The organism is Pleurocapsa sp. PCC 7327, from assembly GCF_000317025.1.
Lineage (GTDB): Bacteria > Cyanobacteriota > Cyanobacteriia > Cyanobacteriales > Microcystaceae > Hydrococcus.
Genome location: NC_019689.1, coordinates 13,944 through 35,140, shown reverse-complemented (window position 1 = coordinate 35,140; position 21,197 = coordinate 13,944). Strand labels below are relative to the sequence as shown.

Below are 21,197 nucleotides of genomic sequence, written 5' to 3'. Positions count from 1 at the left end.
GGTTAACATGGCGTGGCAAACTGGTTGGGCTACTCTGTTGGCCAGGTGCGCTCTTCTTCGTGTTATACAACTACATAATCTATGCCTTCAAGCTAGTATGTTATTCATTGCTTTGATAATCTTTTTGCTGTTACAGCCATTCTTAACCACTGCTCCATTCGTAATAACCGATGTTATGGTGGTCTTTACTATGGGGCTGATTTGCTTCGTTCCGTTTGCGCTCTTTGTGCGTGGAGTTGTGGCAAAGCGTGCATAAACAGTTGTATCCGGTTTCAGGTGCGAGTCTCGCGTTCGGTGAATGCGCCTAACACTGGGTTGCAGGGTTGCAGGCGACGTTACTCCGCTACGCTCCGCAACGCGCCCGAACCCGGCCGTTCTGGGCGTTGATGCCAAAGGTACAAGATCTCAGATGACAGAGATGGTTGATTGCCCTCACCCCCAACCCCTCTCCCAATTTGGGAGAGGGGAGAAGGATGTCGATCGCGACTAATGAAAATTGGTATTAACTCCGAAGCAAGACGTTGAATCGTTCCACTAACGCCTCTCGGATTTTGTTGTGGACGGGTTCGACTTCCGCGTCAGTGAGAGTGCGATCGCTGGATCGATACGCCAAACTAAAGGCTAAACTCCGCTGCCCATCCGGCACATTTTCGCCGCGATATTCATCGAATAGTTCGACCTTATCTAATAAACCGCCAGCCGCTTTTTTCATTGCCATCTCTAGCTCGACAACCGATACTTTTACCGGAGAAAAGAAAGCCAAATCTCGTTCGAGAGCGGGATAGGTCGAATAGGGACGGAAGCGAGGAGTCTGCAAGTCTTCGCGAGCAAGCGCTTCTAGCAAAACGCTACAACTCATCTCAAAAGCATAAACAGCATCGAGCAAACCGCGTTGCTGCCTGAGTTGGGGATGCAGTTGTCCGAACGTTCCCAGACGCTTGCCGCCCCACCACAAAGAAGCAGTACGCCCTGGGTGCAGGCGAGCGTCTTTTCGATCGGGTTGGTATTCTACCGCTAAACCCAGGCGAGCGAAGACGCTTTCTAATATGCCTTTGGCTTCATACCAAGTCATGGGCGCTGGTTTGCCGCTTCGGCTCCAGCGCCCTTCGCTCATCAGATCGCCGCCGAGGATTCCGGCAATTGAGTCGGCTTCCCGCACACCATCTTCGGATCTCGAGAAGATGCGACCGATTTCAAAAGCATTCAACGCCCCATTGCCCTGAGACTGGTTGTACTCGAAGGCATCGATCAGTCCGTCCAGTAAATTCGTCCGCAAGGCAGAATACTCGACAAAGAGAGGATTGGCGAGGACGACCTCATCTTTTTCTGGCTTGACGAGAGAATACTGAACCACTTCGGTCAGTCCCACGGCTCGGAAAGCCTCTCTTAGCTGCCGTTGCGCCCGATCTTCAAAAGAAAGACCGCCCGGTTCGGTTTTATCGGGAAGCTTATCGATAAAGCGATCGTAACCGAACAGGCGAGCGACCTCTTCAATCAAGTCGATTTCCCTTTCCAAATCCCGACAGCGGTGGGGAGGAACCGTAACCGTCCAAACTTTGTCTTTTGTGGAGACGAGTTCTAGCTGACAGCCCAAATCGGTCAGAATTCGCTCGACATCTTCGGCTTCGATTTGACCGATCGCATTGTCTCGTTTAACAGCACCCAAAACCTGATGAACGCGAGCGAGACGCAGTTGGATCGACTGACTCTTTGTATTCTCGCGCCCATCGGCGATGGTTTGAGCGATGGGCGTACCGCCTGCTAACTCGACAATCAGCGCGATCGCTCTGTGACAGGCGATGTCTAATTCGGCTTGGTTAACGCCTCGTTCGTAACGGGCTGAAGACTCGGTACGCAAGCTTTGAGCGCGAGAAGAACGGCGCGTCGCCACGGGATCGAATAAGGCGGCTTCTAGAATAATATTCTGGGTTCCTGGATGAACTTCTGTCTCTTCTCCACCCATGACTCCCGCCAAGGCAATGGGGCGATCGTTAGCTGTAATCAATAAATTTTGCGGTTTGAGCGAGCGAGTTTGACCGTCTAGGGTTTTTAGCGATTCGTTCTCCCTGGCAAAGCGCACCCCAATAGTGAGGCTATCTCCGCCGGCAAGGGCTTGGGTGCGATCGCGATCGAAGGCATGTAGCGGTTGTCCCCATTCCAGAAGAATATAGTTAGTCGCATCAACTACATTATTAATCGGTCGCACGCCTGCGGCTTGCAGTCGCCGTTGCAACCATTCGGGAGAGGTGGCAATTTTTACCCCTTCGATGACGGTGCCGATGTAAGCAGGACAAGCTTGTTTGTCGGCAACTTTGAGGCTGAGAATTCCATCTCCTGCTGGAATAGAAATCGGAGAAACTTTGGGAAGGTGTAGCGAAGCCCCCGTCAAGGCGGCGACTTCCCGCGCGACTCCTACCATGCTTAAGGCATCGGCGCGGTTAGCTGTCGGGGAAATATCGATAATGACATCATCTAACCCCAGCAAGGGGCGAACGTCGCCGCCTAATTTTAGATTTTCTTGGGAGAAAATATGAATGCCTGCCGACTCTTTTTCTAAGCCCAACTCAGCTAGAGAGCAAATCATCCCTTCCGAACGAACTCCCCGCAGTTTAGTCGGGCGAATCTTTAGGTCAACCGCAGGTAAATAGGTGTTGACTGTCGCGACTGGGACGTAAATATCTGCCCGTGCGTTGGGCGCGCCGCAGACGATGTTTAAGGGAGTTGGTTGACCGATATCTACCTGACAGACGCTCAATTTATCGGCGTTTGGATGGGGTTGGCGTTCGACTATTTTGCCGATGACAACGCCATCGGCTAATTGACGGCGATCTTCAATTTCTTCTACTTCTAAGCCAGCAATGGTTAGCGTTTCGGCTAACTCCTCAGGAGCGAGAGTGACATCTACTAATTCCCGCAGCCAGTTGACAGAAATCCGCATCGATTCGTTGCTTTTACTTACCTCAGCTTGACTATTTTACCCGATCGCGTAATTTTCATCCGGTCGTTTTCTTTTCCAGTCCTGGATTGCCTTAAATAATAGCGCCCATATTTCGAGTATGCCACAATTGAGTGATGGCACTTCGGGAAGCAATCGAGATCGAGAAGTTTATCTATATGCTAGTTTTTGTCATCCCCCTCAAGAGTCCGCAAGTTTCAAGGTCTTGGGAGCGCGTCTGCCAGTTATTTGAGAGAACTGTCAGATCGGCGTGCAATCAAACTTCGCCTAATTTTCACGTTATCGTTGTCTGCCACGAAAAACCAAACATTGAATTCACTCACCCGAAAATTACCTATCTTGAAGTCGATTTTCCCTTACCTAAAGAAACTAATCCAGTCGCGAGAGGAGATACCGATAAAGGACGAAAAATTTTAAAAGGTTTGATTTATGCCGCGCAGTTTTCTCCTTCTCATACAATGGCGGTTGATGCTGACGATTGCGTCAACCAGCATTTAGCTGAATTTGTCGAGCAGTACCCTCAAAACAATGGTTGGTATGTTTCTAGGGGATATAAATATCAAGAAAATACTTCCTATGTTTATTTAACAAGAAAGAATTTTTATCGAATGTGCGGAACGAGTAATATTTTAAGATATGATTTGAATTTTTTACCAGAAAATCCCGAATACAATCGAGGTTATGGCTACTATAAATATTACATTCTTCACGCTAGAGTTCGCGACGTTTTAACAGAAAAAGGAATGCCGCTTGCTCCCTTACCTTTTGCGGGCGCGATCTATATATTAGGATACGGAGATAACGTCTATGGCAACGCCAAGAATTTTTCCTTTAATTTTTTCAATCGTAGAAAATTAACGAAATCGATACGAGAAGAATTTTGTTTATCTAGTATCGTCTAGTCTAACTGAGATATATTAGAGATTTTTTTAATAAATTCCTAAAAGGATATCCCTCAAGCAAGACTATGGTTAGAGCAAAAAAACTAAAACTCAAAACCTCTCAAGTATTTACAGAACTTTTTGGCGATCTCAGGGAAACTAGAGAAAAACCCCTCGATCTCAAAGAGAAACTAGCCGAGAAACGAAAAGCTAAAGAGGAGCGCAAAAAACTTTTGGGGATCGTTGGGATTGCGATCGCTTTTGCGATCGTTGTCGGTCTGCCATTGGTGCTGCTAGTAGGAACGAGACCTGCCGCGATCGTGGCTACGGGAATTCCCTCCTTGCTTTTATGCTATAACTATCCTCGTTTAGCCCTCTGGGTATTTCTCATCTACATGCCCTTTAGCGGAACCATCACCTATTGGATAGGGGGAGGAAATGCTCTATTTCAGTTGAGTAAAGATGCAATTTACGTTCCTGCTCTTATTGCTTTGGTCGTGCAGTGCAAGCGCAAGCGACTGCCGATCCTAATTCCCAAACAATTATTGCCTACCCTGGGCCTCCTGTTATTTAGCTGCTTGCTCACCTTATTTTTGGTCAACGGCATGCAGGAATTGCTTCCTTACTGCCAGGATTTGGGACCAAACGAGCGATATGCCCTGGATGCGGCAGGCAACTATATCTTAAACGAGAGGGGGTTGGTGGTTCTAAACCCCTGCAAAGAAGGAAGTCCTTTTTTCCAGGGAGTTTTGGGACTTAAGGTGCTACTCGGTTATGTGCCGCTTATCTTTTGCACCTACTATCTCATCAACGACAAAAAGAAGCTACTGCTTCTCGGTCGCATTCTCGTCATGCTGGCGATTGCCTGTTGCCTTCTGGGGCTGGCACAATATTGGATGTTGAAAACGGGGCGGTGCGTTGGAACGAGAAATTTGATGGGAAACGATCTCTTCAAACCGACCGTCGAGGCTAAATGTTTAGTCGGTGGCGCTCTCCTCTACAGCCCGCAAGTGGGACAGATTCGCTTGCCGGGAACTTTTGTGTCTCCCTGGCATTGGGCTTGGTTTTTAGTTGCCAATGCGGGCATCTGCTTTGCGACTGCGTTTAGCGATACCTCTTTCATTTGGCGGGCAGCTGGTTTGACGGGGATGGGATTGGTGTTTGTCAATGCCGTAGTCAGCGGTCAACGTCTGGCACTGGCAGCAGTTCCAGTCTTGATTGCAGTTTTGCTCGTTCTTACCGGACAGATAGCCAATTTGAAGCGATTTATTCCGATTGGCGTGGGACTTACGCTCGTTTTATTTCTCTTTTTCTCTTTCTTGAACCCAGATTTTATCCAGGAGAGGATTGACAGTTTTGTCGGTCGTTGGAATACCTCGCCTCCTCAGCAATTTATTCAGCAGCAATTTCAATATGCTCTAGCCAACCAAACAGGAATTTTAGGCAGGGGATTAGGCAAAGCGACTAACTCTACGCGCGTTTTCGGTCCGGTATCGCTAGTAGAAACTTTTCATCCCAAACTGCTCTTTGAAATCGGATGGCCCGGACTGATTGCGTTTATGATTTTTATTACCCACTTGACGATACTCTCTTTTAAGAGCTATCGTTCTGTACGCGATCGCGCTTTGTACAGTTTTGGTTCCAGTTTCTGGGTTTTCATGTTAATTATCGGCTATTTTCCCTACTGGTATCCCCTAGATACCGACCCGGTAGCAGTGTATTACTGGTTGTTTGCCGGAGTGCTGTTCAAATTGCCAGAAATCGATAAACAAGAACGAGAAAAATTGAAAGCTGTCAAAGGGAAAAATTCTTCCCGCAGCAAAAACAAAAAGTCGAACCTACGTAAAAAGAAACTTTCTGCTGCCTAGAACAGCTACTTTATATAATTCAGATGGTTTTTCCTTCAATCTCCATCATTATTCCAACTTATCGGCGAGAAGAACCTCTCCAAGAAACGCTAGAGGACGTTCTCAAACAAGACTATTCTGCCTTTGAAGTTCTGGTTATCGATCAAACGCCAACTCATACCCCCACCGTTGAAGCTTATTTAGAACAACTGGCAGAAAGTGGAAAGATTCGCTGGTTTCGCGTCAATTGGGCGAGTTTGCCGGGGGCAAGAAACTACGGCGTGCGGCGAGCGACTGGAGAGATTATTCTGTTTATCGATGACGATGTAAAGCTACCAGAGGGATATTTACAAGCTCACGCGCGTAATTACCAAGAACGTCCAGAAATTGGGGCAGTCGCAGGACGAGTTTTCGATCGCATGAAATTAGCCGATTCCCAAAAGATAAATCCCAAAGATTCGCCCTACAGCATTGATTATTTGCCGCCTCAAGCAATGGATCCCGGCATTGCTTGGTATTACATCGATTTAGTTCATACCGTGAAACCGCAGCGCGTCATTTCTACCAGAGGCTGTAACATGTCCTTCCGACGAGATATTTTTACCGAACGCGGCATCTGGTTTGACGAACGGTTTCGAGGAAGTGCGGTGAGAGAAGAGTCGGACTTTTGCTTGCGACTGCGGCAGACGGGCTATCATATCTGGTACGACCCAGAAGCTTATCTAGTACATTTAGGGGAAGAAACGGGCGGCTGTCACGATATCAACACGCGATCGCTCCAATACCAGCTTACTTTTTATCACAATCATTTCCTTATGGCGCTCAAAAATCTTACACCCGTCCAACAATTGCGCCTCTACGCCAAACTTTTTGACTGTCACGTTCTCGGCAATCCCCCTTGTAACAAAGGTGGTTCTCCTATTAAAATTCTCACAAGAGGGATTTTCTATAGTTTAGGCTTTCTTGATGCCCTCAGTACCTTGGTAAAATCGCTGTGGGAAAACGGACAAATTTACTCTCGTCAGGATTTAGAAGGATCGGCAGTACCAGTCACCCAGCAAGCAAAAGTTTAATATGATCGAAGGAAACAACTGTACGATCGACCGAGCCGCCAGCGGCAAGCTCATTTTTGCAGGCACCCTGCTGATTGCAGCGGTCTTCTCACCACTACCACTTGCTGCGCAGATCTCGAACATAGACATCCCATACATGGCATTCTATGACCATCAAGGTACTTATGCCTCCACAATTGGCATCGGTACTTCGGCAGCACAAGCGCTTACTGAAGTCAGTCCACAAACCATTTCGGCTCAGAGATTGACTGGGGAGACTCTGCCAGCTAGCGCCCTGAGCTTTCGCTACTCACCACAGGTCACAATGCAAGTGCGCGATCGAATTGCTGAGCAGTTTGCAGCACAGTCTCCCGAACAGGCTGTACAGATTCGTTGCGAGTTCGCGCAGGCTGATGTTGTCGGCGAATTTCGCCGTTTAATCCAACGCTATGGTTACGATCCTGATAACCTTGCCCACAATATGGCTGCTTTCTTGATTTTGCAGTGGGAAGTGCTTACCGAAACGCAGGCGCAACCGCCTCAGATGAAGGGCGCGGCAGAACAGGTTGCGGAGGCGTTGCTCGCTGGCTCACTGCTGCATGGCATGAGCGATGCTGACAAGCAAACCGTCGCCGATTCAATGGCATACCAGGCGCTGATGTCGGTGCTTGTGTTCAACGATCTCAAGCAGCGCGGTGACAGTACCGGCATAGCACGGCTGCGCGAAGGCATCATTCGCAGTGCGCGCGAGCTGGGCTGGGACTTCAATCGCATCGAACTTACTAGCCGTGGCTTTGTCGCCGCACGCTAATCCATGATGTTGATTGATTGACTTGATAAATCTTCTCTAAGACAGGCGATCGAGGGTGCGATATTGAATCGCTTCTGCTAAGTGGTGGCTCTTTAAAGCTTCCTCCCCTGCTAAATCGGCAATCGTGCGCGAGACTTTCAAAATACGATCCATTGCCCTGGCAGACAGTCCCAATTTGCGAATAGCGGCTTCTAACAAGTTGCGACTGGGATCGTCTAACTGGCAAAAACGCCGCAGATGAGACGATCGCATTTCGGCATTGCAGCGGACTGCCGGATCGTCTTTCAATCGATGCTGGGCGCGATCGCGAGCTGCGATCGCCCTCTCTCTGACCGTTTGGGAATTTTCTCCCGTTTCTCGTCCGGTCATTTCTTCGGGTTTGAGTCGATTAACCGCTACTTGCAGGTCGATTCGATCCATCAAAGGTCCTGAAAGCTTTGCCCAATATTGCTCGCGCGCGCGGGCAGAACAGGTACAAGGCTGAACCGAATCGCCAAAATAACCGCAGGGACAGGGATTGGTACTTGCCACTAGGGTAAATTGCGCCGGAAACGAAACCGATTGACGAGTTCTCGAAATACTGACGTATCCATCCTCTAGGGGCTGGCGCAGGAATTCCAACACATTGCGCTTGAACTCGGTTAGTTCGTCGAGGAATAACACGCCTCTGTGTGCCAGGGAGATCTCGCCTGGACGGGGAAAGCTCCCGCCGCCGACTAAAGAAGGTCCAGAAGCGGAGTGATGGGGACTGCGAAAGGGACGTTCTCTAATCAGAGACCCTTTATCTTTGAGCAATCCTGCCACCGAATGAATTTGGGAGACTTCAAGGGCTTCGGTAAAACTCAGGGGAGGTAAAATACCGGGCAAACGCTTAGCGAGCATCGTTTTTCCGCTTCCGGGAGGCCCGACAAAAATAAGATTGTGTCCGCCTGCGGCTGCGATTTCGAGGGCGCGACGCGCGTGAGTCTGTCCTTTGACATCTGCTAAGTCTGAAATGAGTTGGGGGGCGCGATCGAATTCCGCTTTAGCATCGAAGGCGACTGGCTTATAGTTCTCCGGTTGACTGAGAAAGTCTGCTACTTCATAGAGATTTCTAAATCCATAAACCGCGATTCCTTTGACTACGGCAGCTTCTTGGGCGTTATCGGCAGGGACGATTAAACCTTGAATGCCCATCTTTTGGGCGGCGGCAGCAATGGGTAAAACGCCTGCTACGGGGCGTAAGCTACCATCGAGAGAAACTTCGCCAAGAAAAAGATAATCCTCCAACAGTTGGGCGTTGGCTTGTTCGGAAGCGGCTAAAATCCCGATGCTGATGGGTAAATCGAAGATCGGTCCTTCTTTGCGCAAGTCGGCAGGGGCGAGATTAACCACAATTTTGCGGACTGGAAAAGCAAATCCCGCATTTTTGATCGCGGATTTGACTCTCTCCTTAGATTCTTGAACCGCTGCGTCGGGTAAACCCACTAGCGCGATCCCTGGCAGTCCTCCAGAAACATCGACTTCTACCGCTACTTTAACCGCGTCGATCCCAACGATTGACGCACTCCAAACCCTTGCTAACATGTAATTTCCACTCGATTGCTTGTCTGTATAGTCTTAGTATTCCCCCAAACAAGCGCAGATTATGCGTCTAACGCTGTAGATTCGCGCCAGCTTGCCACCTCGGTTCTCCCGACTCATAGGCACCAATGTTGGGGGCTTTACCGACAAAATCGTCGGTCAACCCAGAGATAGGGATACCTTTATCGATCGCAGAGGAACCTGGAGGTAACACCACCTTGGTTCGGAAAATAGAGTCGCGAAACGGCGACCACCCCAGGACAGGATCGGTACCAGAAATCGTTACGTCCTCATTGTTGTAGGACGCAAAGGTTATCGGTGCTGCTTGCGTTCCCGAAACGGCAGGGCGAACCGTCTCCCGATAGATTCCAGCTCTTATCAGGCAAGCTTGACCCGGTTTCGTAATGTCGGCGCACTATTTCATATTCAGCAGGAGCCAATTGCGCATCGCCGATTTCGCTGTCAACGATCGCCAAGACAGTCGATAAGGTTGGAAGAATTCTTATATCCCATCATTTTAATGCCAGAAGGCAAGCGCTCTAGACTCGATTACGCTTGTCCTGTTAAATCAATCTAAATTCTTTCTGGCAATGCTTTTGTAATACCAATTTTCTAGCGATCGCAACTTAGCTTGTCGAGCTGCAAAAGATTACAAAACGCTACATTAAAAACCAATCATTACTGTAGGGGCGGTTTTTTTAGATTAACTGTAGGGAAATCGCTCGCGTTTTTCGATAAACCCACCTCTGCTAACTAATTTCCGATCGCTAGTCAAGAATATTTATCGCAAAGATTTTTGCCATTGAATTAAATACATAAAAACGAAAGCTATTTATCTATAAACATACTCTGTACTACATTGATATAAAAATTGCTGTCAATAAAGCCAATAGTTTTTACGGCGTTTTAATCGTTAACTATAAGACAAAAAAGCGTTTTATTATACAAAATACTAAAGCTTCAATACACTATTATTTTCTAAATATAAACTCAAAAAACTCAGCGTCCTTTACTACTATCTTTTGGCACAGGCATTAAACGTTTGTGCGTCGATCGCATTGAAAAAAATCAAATCGTTCCCATAGCAAGACCATGTTACAAACTCTCGAAAAAATCGAACCAAAGCAACCTACCTATCAAGATCGAGATCGTTATCGACTGGAGAATCTTCCCGATTGTCTGAATATCGTCAAAAAGGGTTCGGAATATTTAGGGATCGAAGCATTAGAACAAATCGAAAAGATTCTCGTGCGCGTTCACAATACCCATGCCATTGCCTGGGATTTTGGCGGAGTTCTGATGGATGGACATAATAAGTTTTTTATCGAACTGTACGCTCGATCGCATGGGATCGATTTAAGCAAAGAACAATTAATAAAGCTTTGGGAGATTATTTTTAAGAGCGATCCGATTCCCGGCGTAAACTATGATGCCCTCAAAATTGGTCGGGCGACTCCCGAACAATTTGCTCGTCATGCGATCGAACATTTTAATCTCGTATTCGCCGAAGTTGGCAAAGAACCTGTCGATATTACCAACAAAGAAATTCAAAATTTTTTGACACTGTATTACAGTCATTACGATCCAAAACATGAAAATCGTGAGGTATTACAGTGTCTTCATAAGTTGGGGATTCGCCAGTATGGATTAACTAATAATTTTATGGCGAAAATCGAATATTTTTTGGAACAGCATGAGTTTGATTATTTACAGTGGCTCATCATGCTCGTGTCCGAAAAATTTGGCGCTAGCAAACCCGATCCGAGAATATATTTATCATTTAAACAGCACGTTTTTTTAGATCTTTTTGCCAAGGAAGCATTACAGGTGAACCTTCCCAATGATGCGATCGAGCAGTTATGGGAAGCTATATTTGGAGAAGAAGCAGAAGTTCCTAATTTTGTTGCCTACGAGCAAAAACAGATTAGTCGAGAACAACTGAGTCAATACGCGATCGCGCAATACAACTGGGTATTAAAAAAACTCGGCTATACGCCCGTCGATGCGACTTTATTTGCCAGCCGATTTTTAGAGTTTTGGACGCAGCAATACGATCGCATTGCCGAGCAAACCATCTTTGTCGATGACAAAATCAAGAATCTCAACCAAGCCTTTGAGTGCGAAGGAATTTTGGGAGTTCATTACGACGCCAATCAAGGACAAAAGTTAATCGATCGCCCCGTGATTCGGGAATTATTGGAACAAGAGCAACTCAAGCAAGTCGTGCGCACCTTGCGGGAATTGACAGTACATCAAAATGCTCTCAGTCAACGAGCAAAGCAGGTTCTCGATCGCTTGATGCCGTTTCGCATTCGTCATGAAAAACTGCTTTGGCAGGCGCACATGCAAAAGCATCGACAGATTGTCGATGCGCTATCAAACGAGCAAATTTATGCCTTGCTACAACAACACTACAAACAGCTTTATACGACGCATTTTCAATTAGGGCAATTGGTCGAGCGCCAGTATACCTTGGTGCATCGGCTAGCTAGTTTACCCGAATACACCTACGATGAAGCCCGTCAGATCGTCCTAGAACTATTCGAGACATCCGATCTGTTTCTCGATCAAAACCGAGACCTTTATCCCTGGCAAGAAACCGAGATACCCAGAATGATCGCAACCGATTTGGGAGACATTCAAGAAAGCGAGTCGCTCCTCAAGAAAAAATTATTGCCAGAAATTAAACGCACGATCGTTGATTATATCAACCTCTTAGATGTATCCCATCAGCCCGTCATTCAAGAGCTAATCGAACGATTGCAAACGCAAGCAAACGATATAGAGACGCTCAAGCAACTGACGGAACAGTTATTGCAGCAGCTTGCGGTTTTGAACTCGATTCGAGTCGTACCGTGGCAGCAGATCGAACAATTGTTTGAAAATTTTCGGGAAATGCTTGTCCCCATCGAGGAGAAATGGTTAGACCTGCAGGAGATGCGATCGTTTGTATCGCGTCAACTCGATCGATGGTATCGACAGATCGAACAAGAGGCGCGACGAACCTCAATGGATTTGGTGCCCCTGCAACGAACGATCGCCGACTGGGAACAGAATATTCATCAGCTAGAAAGCACCTATTTCGAGCAATATCGCCGTTGGCAAATCCTCAAAGAGCGAGAGATTGTCGCTTTATATAAGGATGCCATTCTCGATGAGGTGCGCGATCGCTTTTCTTGTGAAGAACTTTATCAGTTTATACGCGGTCTAATGCTGCGGGTGTACGATCTGCCTCGCTGGAAAGACTTAACCAAACCGACGGTCATTCTGATTAGCGGTACGTCGGGATCGGGCAAATCTACACTTTCTACCCACCTAGCTCAGAGTTGCGGGATTCAAAAAGTGTTTTCTACCGATGAAACCGGACGGGCGAATACGAAAGCGATTTTGGACTTCCTTTTCGGTCATCAAGAGGCAGCCAAAGCTTTTCCAGCCCTGTATCAGTCTTCCTTTCAAGGAAGTATGGAATCCTATTACTATCAGGCGATCGTGACCGCGATCGGAGTGGAAGGTTTGGCTAAACGATTGCACAAACAAAACACGTCCGCCTTAATTGAAGGCGTAGGGCTAATGCCGGGAATATTGTCAGAGGAGGTATTTGAGCGTCTCAATATCGATTGGCTCATCTTGCAGGTCGATCGCCAACAACATTGTCAGCATTTTGCTCGTCGGGCGCAAACGGCGACATTGCGGAATGCCAAACGGTATCGGGAGCATTTTGAAATGATTCGACAAATCCAGGAACAGCTCGTCGAGATGGGATTGAAGCATGAATTGACGATTGTCGAAAACAGCAGCTCGATTCAGCAAACCGTGCGTATGGCTACCGAACGGATTAAAAGTCCCCTAACCACTCAGTTTGTAGAGGTTCGCGATCCGATTCGGGAGCAGATGAGCGAACTCTTGGCGATGCAACGACAGCATTTGCCGATCGCAATTCGGTTTGATGTCAAACGCGCGGCACTAAATTTAGGCGTTTTGGAAAGCCAAGTTGTCGAGCTTTTGCATCGCTTTGGATTTGAAGAGGTGCCAAACCGACGGCATCAGTGGATGCGTCGGGTAATCCCTGCTAACTTGGGTTAACTCAGATCTTGCACCTTTGGCATCAACGCCTAGAACTAAAGTTCTAGGCTCAAAGCCCAACTCGATTAAAATCGACTAAAATTCCTATCGAGTCTTCTTTAGAAGACTTTTTCGCTCGGACAGGAAATTAATGACAACAGTAGTTGTTGAGAATGGTGCAAGATCTCAGTTAATCCAGTTACAAGCCGTCGCGAAAGCATAAGCCGTCTCAGACAACAATTGTTGCTGTTCGATACTAACTTGAAGCTTTACAACTAAGGTCAGAACTTGATTCATCCCACCAAAAAACTGACAAAGATGATTATAGCTCAATTATTGTCGCTGTGCTATCGCACGTTTTATACTGGTTGCAATTCCTGAGGCGGCGGTTTCGTCGTCGCACGGCGAAACTCCAGCCGCCATCCTCACCGCCAAATCAGAGATTATGGCGGGAGCCTCCTTGCAACATTAAGGTGATTAGGCAAATGGCTAGATGTGGCGATCGCTAAATCTAACCGCTACACCAGCTATCTAACATCCGAGCTTCTAGCGCTTCTGGATATTCCAGGCAATATTCCTCAAAAGCCGTTTTGGGAAGCTTTTCTGCTTTTTGACGCGCTGCCTCTGCTTGCAGATCCTCGACGATTTCCCAGGCAACCGCACATTCTCTACTCTTAGCTCCCTTTTGAGCACAGATATTGCGGGCATCTGCGATCGCTTCCTCGATCCTTTTGTCTAGCCAAACGGTTTGGGGTTGCTCGACAAAATTCCCTTTAAGGAGGATATCGGTCATCGAGATCGTGCCCAGAAGTTTGCCTCGAACGATCGGGGCAATGTGAATGCCAGTCTTAGCAAATAATTGTGCCACGTATTCTATGCCGAGATCGGGATTGACGACGATACAAGGTTTGGTCATGATTTCGTAAACGCGCACTTGTTTGGGGTCAACTCCCAAAGCAACCACTTTGTAGGTAATATCCGTCTTAGTGACGATCCCGTAAGCATCCTCTTCATCACGAGGAGTGACGATCAAAGCGCTCAAGTCCTTGTCCTTCATCAGCTCAACAGCCTCAGCTACCGTTGCCGAACCGCGAATAGTAACCACATCTCTCGTCATAATTTCTGCTGCTTTCATAAGGTTATCTTCCTCATTGCTCGTCTGGTAGAATCCATTCCTGCTTCTTCCTGGCGTTGGTTAGAAATTCGAGTTTAGTGCGATCGCGTTGCATTTCGCCGACACCCGCACCTTGGGGGAAAATCGCTCCTGTCGGACAAGCCATCAAGCATTTGCCGCAGGAAGTGCAGCTTTGAGAGGTACCCCAAGGTTGATTCAGATCGGTAATCACAAAAGAATTGGTTCCTCTTCCTGCCATATCCCAGGTATGAGCGCCTTCGATTTCGTCGCAAACGCGGATACAGCGAGTGCAGAGAACGCAACGGTTGCGATCGATGCCAAAGCGAGGGTGAGAAACATCTACCTTGCGATCGGGATAATGATATTCCAAATCGATGTGGTCTACGCCCATTTCAATCGCCAAATCTTGCAATTCGCAATTGCCATTAGCAACGCAGACGGAACAGATGTGATTCCCTTCGGCAAATAGCATCTCTACGATGGTGCGGCGGTATTTCTGAAGGCGTTTTGTGTTTGTCTGCACCTCCATTCCTTCACCCACTTTCGTCACGCAAGCCGGCTGAAGTTTATTGCTGCCAGCGATTTCTACCAAGCACAGCCGACAGGCACCCATCCTAGACACACCTTCTAGGTAGCATAGCGTCGGAATGCGAATTCCCGCATCCTCGGCTGCTTCTAAAACGGTTTGTTCTTCCTGGGCGCTGACTAATCGATCGTCGATCGTTAATGTTTTGACTGCCATAATTCTTGCCCTCCGATGGCGATCTCATTCTCTTTCTCCGCTATTGCCCTGGACAGGCAGTTTCTCTCCCTATTAAGATTTTTAGGTCAAAAGTTTGAGGAACTTGTGAGGAGAGAAGCTTAGCCAATTCAGAACGTTCGAGCTAGAATTCGGACAACCTAGCTAAGCAGCGACCAAAATGAAAGAGATTATCTATCGAGGCGCTAATTCGTGCGATAGCAAGATTATTGCCGATTATCTTTTGATGGCAGGGGATAGTTTCTTTGAGTTTATACTTGATGACCTAGTGCCCGGTTTTTCAGCCAAGCAACTGCTCGCACAAGCGGTTGCTTCACCAGAAGGATTGCGATCGCACAAAAACTGTTACGTTGCCAAACACAATGACAAAATCATCGGTGCTATTAACATTTTTCCAGTTGATGCCCTCAAAGATGAAGATCTGAGGCTGTTTTCTGGCGAGCGATTGGCATATATTACTGATTTTAACGAAGTTCAGGACTGGGGAAGCATGTTTCTTGGCAGTATCGCCGTTGACTTGCCCCATCGAAACCAAGGGATTGGCAGTCGCTTGCTCGACTGGGCATTAGAACGTGCCCGCAGCCAGGGATTTCATCGCCTCAGCTTGCATGTTTGGGCGGATAATGCGATCGCGCGTCGTTTCTATTTGCATCATGGATTTCAAGAAATCGGCGGTGCCGATCTCCTACCCCATCCTCGCCTAAAGCATACTGGCGGCACTACTCTAATGAATCGAGCAGTTTGACCAAGGTCGAATTTAAACTTCTGTACGGGCGGGTCGATCTAAAAAATCTAGGAACTTAGCAACAGCGAATCTAAAAAACCGCCCCTACAACTCCCAGTAACTAATGTAGACACTGATAGCTGATATGATTTCTTCTCGCGTACTTTGTTTGGGTGAAATTCTCTTCGACTGTCTCGCCGACCAACCCGGTCGAGAACTAGAACGAGTTGAATCCTGGACTCCTTATCCCGGCGGAGCGCCAGCTAACGTAGCCTGCGGGCTGGTGAAACTGGGAACGACAGCGGGTTTTATCGGCTGTGTCGGTCGAGATAAAGCCGGAGACGACTTGGTAGCGTTATTGGAAAGCACTGGAGTAGATACAACGGGAGTCCAACGCCATCCCACCGCACCGACCCGACAAGTATACGTAACTCGCTCGCAAGCAGGAGAGCGGCATTTTGCCGGATTTGGCGACATCGCAACGACCGAGTTTGCCGATACCCGTCTAGCTGCCGATCGCTTGCCAGAGGCGTTATTCGCCGGGGCAGATTATTTGGTGATGGGAACGCTAGAGCTTGCCTATCCCGAAAGCCGACAAGCAATCTATCGCGCCCTAGAATTAGCTAAACAACATCAGGTTAAAGTTTTCGTAGATATTAACTGGCGACCCGTCTTTTGGTTAGATGTAGAAGCAGCTCCCTCTCTCATTTGGGAGGTAGTCAAGCAAGCAGATCTGATTAAATGCTCTGATGATGAGGCGCAATGGCTATTCGAGACCGAGAATCCTAAAGAAATTGCCCAACGAGTAGAGACTGTCAAGGGAGTATTAGTAACGGCAGGAGAACGCGGCTGTAGCTACAGTTTGGGCAATAGTTCGGGAACTTTACCCGTGTTTAAGGTAAACGTAATCGACACGACGGGGGCTGGCGATGGCTTTGTGGCTGGTTTCTTGCATCGGTGCTGCCAGCAGGGAGAGCAGATTTTTCAGAATCCAGAAATGGCAAAGGAAGCCGTTACCTATGCTAGTGCGGTAGGGGCGCTGACGACAACCAAACCGGGCGCGATCGCGGCACAACCAACCGCAGCAGAAGTCGAGGAATTCTTAAGCCAGCAATGATATAAGTAGACTGTGGCGGCAAGCTTGGAAATGAATTTCTAAGCTCTAGTTGAGACTAAAGCAGCATATACAAGAGGTCTAATGAACCAACGAATCTATCTACCGTTCGCGGATAGTCGATGGCGCATGAAGATGAGCTTAAAACCTCTCAAACTTAAAGACTGGATTGAAATTGACGAGCGGTTTACTGCTTATCTCGCACGCAAACAAGAGCTTTTAGAGCATCACTATCGCGAAGTCTTTGCCAGTCTTCCAGGCAGCGAGCGATCGCAAAAAGAAGTTCTAAACTTATTACTAGATTATCTCCCCAAACACTTTCCCAGCCATTATCAGCGCCAAGGCGATCGGATCGAAAGTTTGCTCGCGCAGCAAAGCTGGAACGTTGCCGATTTTGAGACAAATCCCCTCGATCTGGCAGGACGATTGGTGCAAGAGGATTTATGTCTGATGCAACCCAGCCCTGATGGATATATTTTAGTTGCTGCATCCGTTTGTTTTCCTTTCCATTGGCGATTGCAAGATAAGCTGGGGCAGCCGCTCGCTCGAATCCATCAACCCGTTCCCGAATATGCCCAAAAGCTCGAAGAGCCAGTCAACAATTTTTTCATGCGCCTAAAAACAGATAGCCCCGGATATCGCTTGAATTGGGGAATTGTCGATACGCCAGATCTGTCTTTGACACGCCCTAGAAATCCCCGTCGCTCGGATGCACCCTTTACAGTCGATCGTCTAGGAGAGAAACTCTGGCTGAGAGTGGAACGTCAAACCGTGCGACGGCTCGAAACGAGCAATTGCGTTCTCTTTACCATTCGGACTTACATTTATCCACTTTCAATCTTAGAAAGTTATCCGGCGATCGCGCAAAATTTGTCGGCAGCCATTCAACAAATGCCGCTAGCAATGCAGCGTTACAAGGATATACTTCCCGTGCGAGAGGTGCTGCTCGATTATTTGGGCAAAATCTACCGCTTCGTGCCATAGAAATAGGTAGCTGCGATCGTGGGAGTCTTTGCCCAAAAATCGCATCCGCAGGCAATTTCATCGAAATCTTCGAGCCATATTCTCAAGCCATCGGGGGTAACGCGCCAATAGTCTTTAGGTTCCTCATGGAAAGGATAGTGAAAGGGCAACTGCACCCAAATTTTCCCGTTGGGCTTGAGGACTCTGTGTAATTCGGCGATCGCTTTTTGTGGATAGGGAACGTGCTCTAGAATAGACCAGCAAACAGCCGCATCAAAACTCTCATCCTCAAACTTCAAATCGTGAATATCATAGTGATAATCAATAAATTCGCGCTTGTCGTACTTATCGACACTAATCCAATTCGGACCAAATTTCTTCCCCATGCTCTCTTTAACGCCGATTTGTAGGCATTTCTTATCTTGACAGCTCTTAATGAATTCGTCGAATAATTTGTCTCTTTGCCCAGCGACAGGATGCAATTTTTTTGCAGCTCTTCCGTATTCGAGCAAGAAATAGAGTGAAGGAGATACGTTCATTAGCTTGGAGTATATGGGTTTGAGTAGCTTTTTCCTTCTGCCTAGCATCCTTCAATACCTCATTACGATGATGGTTGGTTATTATACCGTGGGGGCATCTGCTAGATTGCAGTAGGGGCGACTGTAACTGAGGGGGGATTCTAGGGAGTGTTGCCCTAAAAAGTCCGGGTTGCTCATGACTCGTTCGGTGCTGCCGTCATAGACAACTTGCCCTCGACTTAACACGACCGTGCGATCGCACAACTCTAATGCTAAATCCAAATCGTGCGTCGCAATTAGTTGAGTCAGCGATAAATTTTGCAACAAGTTAATCAATTGTCGGCGAGAACGGGGATCGAGTTGAGCTGAGGGTTCGTCTAAGACTAACACTTGGGGCTGCATCGCTAATACGCCCGCGATCGCAACTCGTTTTTTTTCTCCTCCCGATAAATTATCTGGATTTTTGCGTCCGTAGTCGTTTATATCTAAATCAACAGCTGCCATCGCTTCTCTGACTCGCTCTCGCAATTCTGTCCCCCGCACGCCTTGATTTTTTGGACCAAATGCCACATCTTCCCACACAGTTGTCATAAATAGCTGATCGTCGGGATTTTGAAAGACTAGCCCCACAAAGTTCCGAATTTTGGTCAAATTCTCAGCATTTACCTGCCACTTGCCGATCTTCACCCGTCCTTGTTGGGGTAATAAAATTCCATTTAATTGTAGTTGCAAAGTAGATTTTCCCGAACCATTAGCACCGATTAATGCTACTCGTTCGTTGGCTTGAATTGACAAATTAATGTTTTTAAGCGCTTGAGTTCCATCAGGATAGGTATAGCTCAGGTTTTCAATTGAGATTGGATTGTGGTGCATTGTTGGGAATGCCAAAGTAAATTGACTAGAATTCACCGAGAAATTTCAAGTAAAATCATTAATTTTACTTTTAATTTTAGTCGTAATTGAGTTTTTTATATCAAAAAATGCTTTGTTTAGCAAAACAAAATATCTCGTTCTAATCAAATCATCCAGAATTCTAAATTAAAGCGAAGTAGCCTGACAGGATTAACTTTTTAAGATGTTATCTTGAATTTTAAATATCGTTTTTGGAATAGTTAATCATCTAAAAAAATCTTTCAAAGACAGGACTATTTTATTCTAGCTGCCTAAGATGAAAAATATTTGAATGAATTGTCCAATATTTTAAGACTTCTATAGAGGCTATAGCCGAACCAAATCGACAAATTTGGTCTCTCATCTAACTAAAAACTGCTATAAGACTATCTCTAAACAAGAACGCTACAGACGATCGAGGAAAAAGCCTTACACCCAGAGCGGCTGACTAATTGATAATTCGCCATTCGCCATTAAAATCTAAAAACATTGAATTCCTAGCTAGAATCCATCTCTATTCCCAATTGCGAACTGATAATTGCCAACCGACGCGGACTTCCACAAAGTGGAGGAGCATCGGCGAATTGGTAGAAGATGTTTCGCTTCGCGATCGCTCCGCTCAACATGACATTCTCTACTTTTGGGACAATCTATAAAAAGACAGAAACAGATATTGCCATTTTGCAGAGATCGCTCGATTCTATCGACAAGATTTTTTTAGAGTAATGCGGCAACAATCGGCAAAGCTGATAAATTAAATTTTTCGATCAGTTTAAATAAAAAATTTGCCCGCAAATTACCAGAATCCCAGTAAAAATCAAAGCTAGAAAATCCCATTTCCTCAGCGGCAACAGTGTTTCAGTTGTCGATAATCCTTGATAGCCGCGTGCCAGCATTGCCTGATAAATTCGTTCTCCCCGTTCGTAGGTACGGATAAAGAGAGAACCGAGAATATGACCGATAACCAAGCGAGTCGCCGAATTATTTGCCATTAAATTTCGCGCGATCGCAGCCTGACGCATGGTGTTAAATTCGGTAATTAAAACGCCCAAGTAGCGATACATCGATGCCATAATCGCCACCAGCAAAGGCGGCATTCGCAAGGCAATAAAAGCTTGGAGAAGATCTGGAATAGAAGTTGTCAGAATTAGAACATTGAGTATCAATAAAGATAGCAATACCTTAAGAGTGACGCTTCCCAAAACCGTCAGCCCGACTGTGGTAATCTGCAAAGATCCCCAAGACCAGATTACGCTGCCGCCACCGCGAAACAGCGTTCCCAATAAAACGACGACGACAAAGGCAAACTCGACGGCAACTCGCTTGAGTAATGCCACTAAGGTCACTTGACTCACTAAGATGAGTCCCCATATGCCAATGCCATAAATCGCCCACGTCCACCAACGTCCGTTAGGGGTAAGGGCAATGGCAAAAACGCTTAGCAGGACGCACAGCAATCGCGTCTGAGGGGCTAGCGAATGCCAAGGCGTATGCTGATGGCTATCAGTGTCGAGGCGAAAAGCAACGACGTGCAGGAGGATCATTGCTCTCAATCCTCTGGAGATGGGGAAGGTTCGTCTAGAGTATTGGTTGGGGCAGAACGACGAACTACCAACTTGCCCACTCCCCAAGCCAAGCCAAAGGTAACTAAGGTTCCTACCAACCCAGCCAAAGAAGTTGCGACTCCTTCCGGCACGCCTCTGAGGGCATATTCTTCAAAAATGGCATAAAAAGGCAACTTACGGGCGGGAGCATCTTCAGTGGCTTTGCGATCGAATTTTAAATCTTGAGAAACGCGATCTAAGCCATCGGGATCGGAACTGGCGAAGGGCGATAGGAAAACTGCTACCAGCAAAGCAATTCCCAAACCAGCAATAACAAAGGCTCGATTGCGTTTTCGTTGAAAATTATTTGCCATAG

General features: G+C 47.0%; 18 protein-coding genes. 8 read left to right on the top strand and 10 right to left on the bottom strand.

Annotation, left to right across the window (positions count from 1 at the left end; all coding sequences use genetic code 11):
- Positions 1-502 precede the first annotated feature (502 nt).
- Positions 503-2,938 (bottom strand): phenylalanine--tRNA ligase subunit beta, encoded by a 2,436-nt coding sequence (pheT, locus tag PLE7327_RS00150; RefSeq protein ID WP_015141829.1) that lies wholly within the window; start codon positions 2,936-2,938, stop codon positions 503-505.
- Positions 2,939-3,072: 134 nt separating this feature from the next.
- On the opposite strand from pheT, the gene PLE7327_RS00145 reads away from it, so the two are divergent.
- From PLE7327_RS00145 to PLE7327_RS00130, 4 genes are all read left to right on the top strand, one after another.
- The gene (locus PLE7327_RS00145; protein ID WP_015141828.1) at positions 3,073-3,858 is read left to right on the top strand and encodes a hypothetical protein; all 786 of its coding nucleotides are present in this window, start codon (positions 3,073-3,075) and stop codon (positions 3,856-3,858) included.
- A gap of 65 nt (positions 3,859-3,923) precedes the next feature.
- Positions 3,924-5,705 carry a hormogonium polysaccharide biosynthesis protein HpsL gene (gene hpsL, locus PLE7327_RS00140; RefSeq protein WP_015141827.1) on the top strand — a complete coding sequence of 594 codons (1,782 nt, stop codon included), beginning with the start codon at positions 3,924-3,926 and terminating at the stop codon, positions 5,703-5,705.
- A gap of 23 nt (positions 5,706-5,728) precedes the next feature.
- Positions 5,729-6,757, top strand: coding sequence for a hormogonium polysaccharide biosynthesis glycosyltransferase HpsN (gene hpsN, locus PLE7327_RS00135; protein ID WP_015141826.1), 1,029 nt, complete (start codon positions 5,729-5,731; stop codon positions 6,755-6,757).
- Between the two features lies 1 nt (position 6,758).
- Positions 6,759-7,547 (top strand): DUF6683 family protein, encoded by a 789-nt coding sequence (locus tag PLE7327_RS00130; RefSeq protein WP_015141825.1) that lies wholly within the window; start codon positions 6,759-6,761, stop codon positions 7,545-7,547.
- 36 nt (positions 7,548-7,583) lie between these two features.
- Here the strand turns inward: PLE7327_RS00130 and PLE7327_RS00125 are convergent, their stop codons facing one another.
- From PLE7327_RS00125 to PLE7327_RS24150, 3 genes are all read right to left on the bottom strand, one after another.
- Positions 7,584-9,113, bottom strand: a complete 1,530-nt coding sequence (locus PLE7327_RS00125) for a YifB family Mg chelatase-like AAA ATPase (RefSeq protein ID WP_015141824.1) — start codon at positions 9,111-9,113, stop codon at positions 7,584-7,586.
- A gap of 67 nt (positions 9,114-9,180) precedes the next feature.
- The gene (locus tag PLE7327_RS24630) at positions 9,181-9,327 is read right to left on the bottom strand and encodes a hypothetical protein (RefSeq protein ID WP_186005353.1); all 147 of its coding nucleotides are present in this window, start codon (positions 9,325-9,327) and stop codon (positions 9,181-9,183) included.
- Positions 9,328-9,400: 73 nt separating this feature from the next.
- Positions 9,401-9,550, bottom strand: coding sequence for a hypothetical protein (locus PLE7327_RS24150; protein WP_186005351.1), 150 nt, complete (start codon positions 9,548-9,550; stop codon positions 9,401-9,403).
- 652 nt (positions 9,551-10,202) lie between these two features.
- Here PLE7327_RS24150 and PLE7327_RS00120 point away from each other — a divergent pair.
- Positions 10,203-13,193, top strand: a complete 2,991-nt coding sequence (locus PLE7327_RS00120; RefSeq protein WP_015141823.1) for an HAD family hydrolase — start codon at positions 10,203-10,205, stop codon at positions 13,191-13,193.
- A 490-nt stretch (positions 13,194-13,683) separates the two neighbouring features.
- Here PLE7327_RS00120 and PLE7327_RS00115 read toward each other — a convergent pair whose 3' ends face one another.
- Both PLE7327_RS00115 and hoxU read right to left on the bottom strand, forming a co-directional pair.
- Entirely contained in the window at positions 13,684-14,307 is a 624-nt protein-coding gene (locus tag PLE7327_RS00115) for a CP12 domain-containing protein (protein WP_015141821.1), read from the bottom strand.
- A 13-nt stretch (positions 14,308-14,320) separates the two neighbouring features.
- Positions 14,321-15,049, bottom strand: coding sequence for a bidirectional hydrogenase complex protein HoxU (hoxU, locus tag PLE7327_RS00110; RefSeq protein ID WP_015141820.1), 729 nt, complete (start codon positions 15,047-15,049; stop codon positions 14,321-14,323).
- Positions 15,050-15,227: 178 nt separating this feature from the next.
- Between hoxU and PLE7327_RS00105 the strand changes: the two genes are divergently transcribed.
- The 3 genes from PLE7327_RS00105 to PLE7327_RS00095 all read left to right on the top strand — a co-directional run bounded on the left by PLE7327_RS00105 (position 15,228) and on the right by PLE7327_RS00095 (position 17,889).
- Entirely contained in the window at positions 15,228-15,812 is a 585-nt protein-coding gene (locus PLE7327_RS00105) for a GNAT family N-acetyltransferase (RefSeq protein WP_015141819.1), read from the top strand.
- A 124-nt stretch (positions 15,813-15,936) separates the two neighbouring features.
- Complete coding sequence (locus tag PLE7327_RS00100) at positions 15,937-16,908, top strand: carbohydrate kinase (RefSeq protein ID WP_015141818.1); 972 nt, start codon at positions 15,937-15,939, stop codon at positions 16,906-16,908.
- Between the two features lie 132 nt (positions 16,909-17,040).
- Positions 17,041-17,889, top strand: a complete 849-nt coding sequence (locus tag PLE7327_RS00095; RefSeq protein WP_144266162.1) for a DUF3445 domain-containing protein — start codon at positions 17,041-17,043, stop codon at positions 17,887-17,889.
- Here the strand turns inward: PLE7327_RS00095 and PLE7327_RS00090 are convergent.
- The 4 genes from PLE7327_RS00090 to PLE7327_RS00075 all read right to left on the bottom strand — a co-directional run bounded on the left by PLE7327_RS00090 (position 17,871) and on the right by PLE7327_RS00075 (position 21,195).
- The gene (locus PLE7327_RS00090; RefSeq protein ID WP_254658054.1) at positions 17,871-18,254 is read right to left on the bottom strand and encodes a class I SAM-dependent methyltransferase; all 384 of its coding nucleotides are present in this window, start codon (positions 18,252-18,254) and stop codon (positions 17,871-17,873) included. The genes PLE7327_RS00095 and PLE7327_RS00090 overlap by 19 nt on opposite strands.
- A gap of 234 nt (positions 18,255-18,488) precedes the next feature.
- Positions 18,489-19,259, bottom strand: a complete 771-nt coding sequence (locus PLE7327_RS00085) for an energy-coupling factor ABC transporter ATP-binding protein (protein WP_015141815.1) — start codon at positions 19,257-19,259, stop codon at positions 18,489-18,491.
- Positions 19,260-20,044: 785 nt separating this feature from the next.
- Entirely contained in the window at positions 20,045-20,821 is a 777-nt protein-coding gene (cbiQ, locus tag PLE7327_RS00080; protein WP_015141814.1) for a cobalt ECF transporter T component CbiQ, read from the bottom strand.
- A gap of 5 nt (positions 20,822-20,826) precedes the next feature.
- Positions 20,827-21,195, bottom strand: a complete 369-nt coding sequence (locus tag PLE7327_RS00075) for a PDGLE domain-containing protein (RefSeq protein WP_015141813.1) — start codon at positions 21,193-21,195, stop codon at positions 20,827-20,829.
- Positions 21,196-21,197 lie beyond the last annotated feature (2 nt).